A 6051-nucleotide genomic window follows, 5' to 3' on the forward strand; every position below is an offset into this window, starting at 1 on the left:
GCCCCACAGCAGGGCCGCGAGCAGCCGCACCTTGGTGGCCGCGTCGCCGCCCGAGAGGTCGGCCGAGGGGTCGGCCTCGGCGATGCCACGGCGCTGGGCCTCACCGACCGCCCGGTCGAGGGAGTCGCCCTCCGCCAGGCGGTCGAGCACGAAGGTGGCCGTCCCGTTGGGGCAGGCCCGGATCGACCGGCAGCCGAGGCCGCGCACCCCGGTGCGCGCCAGGTCCGCCGCCGGGAGGGCGGCGCCGGTGGCCCCGGAGATCCTGATCAGGCTGCCGCCCGCTCGCGCGGCCCCGGCGAGTTCGTTCCAGTGGCTCAGCAGGTGACTCTTGGTGGCGGTGACCACGTGGACGCCTCGGCTCAGCGCCAGGACGGCCTCCTCGGCGGCCTGCTGCCGCGCCTGCGGGGAGGACGGCAGCGCCTGGACGAGCACCCGCGCGCCGGTCCGGTCGAGGGTCCGCGCCAGGGAGGTCAGCGGACCCCACTCCGCTCGAGGCGGGACCGGCCCGCCGTCACCGGGCTCCACCTGTGCGGATCCGACCCGCACCGCCGCGAGCCTCGGCCGGACACCGTACTCGCGCGCGATCCCGTCACCCTGCGCCAGCAGTCGCTCGGCGTAGGCGCGGCCGACGGGGCCGTAGCCCGACAGGACGACGGCCGCTACGGGCGGGGTACCGGTCCGGACATCTGGTGGAGGCATCCGGCGAGGATACCCCGGGGGCTATCAGGCTCGGGGGTCGCCGGCAGTCGGCCTCCCGGGCGAGGAATGGACCGGGCCGCAGCGGGCACACGCCGGATCCCTACCGTCCGTTCCTCACGAGAGGGCCGATTCCGATGCTTCTCCTCGTCCTCGTCCTGCTGTTGGCGATCATCCTCGGCGGTGCGGGCTTCGCCATCCACATCCTGTGGTGGATCGCGCTCGCCGTCCTGGTGGTGTGGATCCTCGGTTTCGTGTTCACTGCGGGCGGCCGCGGCGGTGGCAACAGGTGGTACCGGTGGTGACCGTACTCCCCCGGCCTCGGCGGGTGGCCCGCCGTCAACGCAGCACGGCGAGCAGCTCGGCGAGGGTGGGCCCGGCGTCCGCCGGATGGCGCAGCTGCTTGCCCGCGATCACGTGGTAGTGGTTGACCCGCCCCCGGCGCTCGTGGGTGAGGTACCCGGCCTCTTCGAGGTCCGCGATGATCCGCTGCACCGCCCGCTCGGTGAGCAGGCAGCTGGCCGCGATGTCCCGCACCCTGACGCCGGGGTCGCGGGCGATCTGCACCAGGACGCGGGCGTGGTTCGTGAGGAAGGTCCACCCCAGGCCCGCTCGCCGCTCGGTCATGGTCTCAGCCTACGGCCGGTGCCCTGCCCCTGCGGCGGCCGCGGATCCGATCCGATCCACTCGCCCGGTGCCGTCTGCCGACCGCGCCGGCGGCAGCCCGCAGGAGTGTGGCGCACCCAGGAGAACCCGGCGGCCGACGGGCCGCCGCGCGGGGCGGGGTTCGCGCTCGGCGGGCTGAGCAGTCGCCTTCCCGGTGTCGGCTCGTGGCGAAGGCCCGTACGACATCCGTACGGGCCTTCGCCACGAGCCGACACGGTCAGGCGGCCTTCCCCGCCCGGGCGTTCAGGGCGGCGTCGATGCCGCGCAGGAAGTCGTCGAGGTCCCCGGGGTTGCGGGAGGTGAGCAGCCGCCAGCCGTTGGCGTCGTCGGCGACCAGTGGCTCGTCCACCCAGGTCGCGCCGGCGTTGGCGAGGTCGGTGCGCAGGGACGGGTAGGAGGTGAGCCGCTTGCCGTAGGCGACGCCCGCCTCGGCCAGCAGCCACGGGCCGTGACAGATGGCGGCGACGGGCCGGCCCGAGGTGGTGAAGGCGAGCAGGATGGCCACCGCCTCCAGGCGGAGTCTCAGGGCGTCCGCGTTGAGGGTGCCGCCGGGGATGAGCAGCAGGTCGTACCCCGCGGGGTCGATCTCGTCGAGGGCGTGGGTCGGGCGCACGGTCTCGCCCGGCTCCCGGTCGTGGACCAGGGTCCGGATGTCGTCCCGGTGCGGGGCCGCGATGTCGACCTGGCCGCCGCTCCCGCGCAGGTGCCGTACCGGGACGAGGAGTTCGTCCTGTTCGACGCCGTAGTTCGTCACGATCGCCAGGACCTTGGTGGGGTGGGTCATCGCTCCTCCTGGGCAGCGTCAGCGGGCGTCGGGCGCGGTCGGCCGCGCCCCCGGGTGCCGGCGGGTACCCGGCTTCCGCCCGGTCATGCCCGGATCGGTGGCACCGGACCGACGGGACCGGACCGATTGCACCGGACCGCGCCGGACCGCACCGGCTGGTTCCGGGCGCGACCTCGGGACCAGCCGACGGCTCATCGGAGCGACGGAACGGCGGTCAGTCCAGCGGCTCCGCACGGACCGGGCGGCCCAGCGGGACGGCGGTGGTGATGGTCCGCACCTCGCCCTCGGCATCGATCTCGACCCGGACCGCCCCGGACTCGTCCACGTACACCTCGGTGCCCGAACTGCCCATCGCCCCGGTGGCGGTGAGCACGAACTCCCGGTACGGGTCGGTGGCGACCAGGCGGTAGCGTTTCGCGGTCCTCATGGTTCGTCATCCTCCGTGGCTGGTCGGTTCACTGCTCGCCCTCGGCCGGGCCGCCGTAGCGGGCCCGCCAGGCGCGGGCGCGGGCGTTGTGCCACTCCACGCCCCGCGTCGCCTGCTCCACGGACAGGCCGCTCAGCCGGGCGACCAGGCTGAGCGGGACGGGATCGTCCTGCCCGGCGAGGGCCCGGCAGATCTTGCCCGCCCACTGCTCCTCGGGGACGAAGGGGCGACGGCGGTACTGCCCGACCAACTCGGCCAGGTGCTCCACGCCGCAGGCGGTGAGCACCCGACTGCCGTCCAGATCCGGGTCGCTCGGGTGCAGCGCGGAGGAGTCCGGCACCATCGCGCAGAGCAGTTCCCGGACGGGAACGACCTGGCCGCAGTGATCGCACAGGTCGAACTCCTCCGTGCCGTCGTCGGCCGGGCCGTCCGCCGGGTGTCCGATGTCCTCCATGCCGCGCGCCTACCCCGCACCGCCGGGGCAAACCCGCCGGTGCGGGCCACGAGGGGCCGGCCGGCGCACGCCGCCGACGCGCGGGTGCGGCTCCGTTCCCGGGGGAACGGAGCCTGACCCGCGGATGCGGTCAGCCCGGGCTGATCCGGCCGCGCCAGCCGCCCTCTTCCCGGCCGCGCTCCTCGATGAACTCCTTGAAGCGCTTCAAGTCCCCCTTCACCCGCCGGTCGACCACGCCCATCACGTCACCGGCCTTCTCGGCCATGCCCTCGGGCCGGAAGTCGATGGCCATGTTGACCCGGGTGTGCCGGTCGTCGAGCCGCTGGAAGGTCACGACGCCCTTCTGGTCCACCTCGCCGTCCCTGGTCCGCCAGGCGATCCGCTCGTCCGGCTGCTGGTCGACGATCTCGGTGTCGAACTCCCGGCTGACCCCGCCGATGCTGGTCCGCCAGTGGTTGTGGCGGTCGTCCAGCTGCGTCACCGCGTCGACGCCCTCCATGAAGCGGGGGAACTCCTCGAACTGCGTCCACTGGTTGTAGGCCGTGTGCAGCGGGACGGCGACGTCCACGGACTCCTTCACCATGCTCATCCTCGAGCCTCCTCGCGAGTGCGGCCGGGCCCGTCCCGGCCGACCACGCGTCTGCCCGCCCCTGGGCGGCGTAACCATCCCACCGGGTCCGGCCCGGTGGCCGACCGGGGTGTCCCGGGTTTGCATGGGGTGACCGAGTCCCGAGACCCCGGAGGTCCCCGTGTACGAGATGTGGGCCGAGCACGACCCGGCGGTGTCACCGCCCGCCGTGGTGTGGCACGTGGTGGCGAAGGACGACGCGACGGCGTCGCTGTGCGGGCGGTTCCTCGAACCGTCCCAGCGTGTGGTCCCGGCGGGCGACGGTGCCGGCGCGGAGGTGCCCGACCGGTACTGCGACCCGTGCCTGGTGACCGTCCGTGAGGCGCTCGCGGCCACCGGCCGCTGACGCCCGGAGGGCGCCTCGGACCGGCGTGGCCCCCACTGCCACCGGCCGTCCGCGGACCACGGTGTCGAGGCCGGGGCCGGTCGCCCTGCCGGCCGGTGAGCGGCGGTCAGGGCGGCGTGCGGGGTCACGCCGAACCGCTCCGCCGTACTGCCGATGGCCAGTCCCATGGCGCGCCGGCGGTCCAGCGGGTCGGCGTCCGCCCGGGCCGGCCGGCGCCGTGGACGGCGCGATCCGCGGGAGACCGGCCGTCTTCGCGGACCGGGTGTGCCGAATCGTTACTCTCGGCTGATCGGGCCGATCCCGGACATTGAATCCCCGCAAGCCCGCACGAATCGGAAGCAATGACGAACCCGCAGGTGGGAGCGGGTTCCCGTGGGCGGAAACCGCGGTGCGAGGACGGTTCGGCGACCGCTACGATCCTCACTCGTCGTACACCCGTTCACCATGCAAAGACCGCGCGCCGCCCTGCCGTCGCGCCCAGGGGGAGGACCATCGCATGGGCGCGCCCCGGCGTTCCACTGCCATGAGCACATCAGCCAGAGCCGTCACAGCCGTGGCCCTGCTCGCCGGCTTCTACCTGCTCGCCCTCGGCATCCTCGCGGGCCTGCTGGCCCTCGACATCGCCCTGTACCAGGCCTCGGGCGAGTTCCGCCCCGGGCTGATCAAGATCTGGGGGCTGACCGCCATGGTCGGCTACCCCGTCGTCCGGGTCGTGTTCCTGACCCGCCGCCGCAAGGACGACGGCGACCTGCCCGGTGTGCTGCTCACGCGGGAGCACCAGCCCGCCGTCTGGGCCCTGGTCGACCGGATCGCCGAGCGGACGGGCGTCCGCGGCCCGGCCGAGATCCGGCTCGTGCCCGAGGTCAACGCGGGCGTCCTGGAGGAGACCAGGCTGCTCGGCCTGATCCCCGGCAAGCGCCACCTGGTGATCGGCGCCCCGCTGCTGATCGGCCTCAGCGAGGGTGAGCTGGAGTCCGTACTGGCGCACGAGTTCGGCCACTACAGCAACCGGGACGTCCGGCTGGCCGCCGTCACCGTCGCCGGCCGGCGCGCCCTCCTGCACACCGTCGGCGGGCTGCACCAGCGCGCCGACCAGCACGAGGTCGAGGAGGCCGCCAAGCTCGCCGCCAAGGCCGAGAAGCGGCTGGCCAAGGGCCGCAAGCCCTCCGGCGAGCAGGCCGGCGGCGGCATCGACCGCTTCCTGGCCGGGCTGTTCACCCTCTACGCCAAGCTCTACTTCCGGGTCTCCGAGGCCGTCGGCCGCCGCCAGGAGTACGCCGCCGACCAGGTCGCCGCCCAGCTGGCGGGCCGGGACGCCACCGCCGCGGCGCTGCGCAGGATCCCGGCGCTGGTCTCCGCGCAGAACTTCTACCTCAACCGCTACGTCACCATCGGCTGGGACGTCGGCCTGCTCCCGCTGCCCGGCCAGGTCTACGGCGGCCTGCAGCACCTTCTGAGCGACCCGAAGCGCCGGGCCGAACTCGCCGAGCACATCCTCGAACTGCCCGAGGAGGAGCCCGACCCGTACGACTCGCACCCGCCGATCCACCTCCGGGTCGCCGCGATCGAGGCGCTGCCCGACGACGGCCGCGGCAGCGGCACCACCGAGCCCGCGCTCGCCCTGCTGCGCGAGGCCGAGCGGGTGCTCACCCAGCTGGAGGTCGTCTCGCTGATCCCCGAGGCGGCCGGCAAGCAGCGGGTGGAGTGGCCCGAGCTGGTCCGCGCGGCGATGCTGGCCCACGCCCGCGAGGCGGCCGGCCCGGCCCGCCAGGCCCTGACCGGCCTCGGCCTGCCGCCCAGCGCCCACGGCCTGCTCGACGGCATCGACGCCGGCCGGGCCTGGGAGTTCACCGACCGGCTGCCGAAGAGCGACCAGGCCGCCGCCGCCACCGGCCGGGCCGCCCGCGAGTTCGCCCGCCCGAGGCTGCGCGAGGAACTGGCGCACGCCACCGTCGTTGCCCTGGCCGAGGCCGGCCTGGCGGGCTGGGAGCTCTCCTGGTCCGGGCCCACCGAACTCCGGCTGCCGGACGGCTTCGAGGACGGCTTCGAC

The 6051-nt window shown here is 74.5% G+C and carries 8 protein-coding genes and 1 pseudogene; 3 read left to right on the top strand and 6 right to left on the bottom strand.

From position 1 onward, the window contains the following. A pseudogene (locus tag BG452_RS27925) lies at window positions 1-699 on the bottom strand (homoserine dehydrogenase); the annotation flags it as partial. Between the two features lie 134 nt (window positions 700-833). Between BG452_RS27925 and BG452_RS27930 the strand changes: the two are divergent. Next, complete coding sequence (locus BG452_RS27930) at window positions 834-1001, top strand: hydrophobic protein (protein WP_188307125.1); 168 nt, start codon at window positions 834-836, stop codon at window positions 999-1001. Between the two features lie 34 nt (window positions 1002-1035). On the opposite strand, the gene BG452_RS27935 is transcribed toward BG452_RS27930, so the two are convergent. The 5 genes from BG452_RS27935 to BG452_RS27955 form a co-directional block, all read right to left on the bottom strand. Continuing rightward, a complete protein-coding gene (locus BG452_RS27935; protein WP_188307126.1) occupies window positions 1036-1323 on the bottom strand; it encodes a helix-turn-helix transcriptional regulator in 288 nt (95 codons plus the stop codon). A gap of 256 nt (window positions 1324-1579) precedes the next feature. Beyond that, entirely contained in the window at window positions 1580-2146 is a 567-nt protein-coding gene (locus BG452_RS27940) for a DJ-1/PfpI/YhbO family deglycase/protease (protein WP_188307127.1), read from the bottom strand. A 214-nt stretch (window positions 2147-2360) separates the two neighbouring features. Continuing rightward, on the bottom strand, window positions 2361-2573 hold the full coding sequence (locus BG452_RS27945) for a DUF6296 family protein (RefSeq protein ID WP_188307128.1): 213 nt from the start codon (window positions 2571-2573) through the stop codon (window positions 2361-2363). Between the two features lie 28 nt (window positions 2574-2601). Further along, complete coding sequence (locus tag BG452_RS27950) at window positions 2602-3027, bottom strand: hypothetical protein (protein WP_188307129.1); 426 nt, start codon at window positions 3025-3027, stop codon at window positions 2602-2604. A 130-nt stretch (window positions 3028-3157) separates the two neighbouring features. Then, window positions 3158-3616 carry an SRPBCC family protein gene (locus BG452_RS27955; protein WP_188307130.1) on the bottom strand — a complete coding sequence of 153 codons (459 nt, stop codon included), beginning with the start codon at window positions 3614-3616 and terminating at the stop codon, window positions 3158-3160. Window positions 3617-3776: 160 nt separating this feature from the next. Between BG452_RS27955 and BG452_RS27960 the strand changes: the two genes are divergently transcribed. Both BG452_RS27960 and BG452_RS27965 read left to right on the top strand, forming a co-directional pair. Beyond that, window positions 3777-4001 carry a hypothetical protein gene (locus BG452_RS27960; protein ID WP_188307131.1) on the top strand — a complete coding sequence of 75 codons (225 nt, stop codon included), beginning with the start codon at window positions 3777-3779 and terminating at the stop codon, window positions 3999-4001. A 523-nt stretch (window positions 4002-4524) separates the two neighbouring features. Then, window positions 4525-6051 (top strand): M48 family metallopeptidase (locus tag BG452_RS27965; RefSeq protein ID WP_188307132.1); only part of this gene is annotated, 1527 nt, incomplete at its 3' end.

Origin of the sequence: Streptomyces sp. CBMA123 (assembly GCF_014596465.1) — a bacterium.
Taxonomy (GTDB): domain Bacteria; phylum Actinomycetota; class Actinomycetes; order Streptomycetales; family Streptomycetaceae; genus Kitasatospora.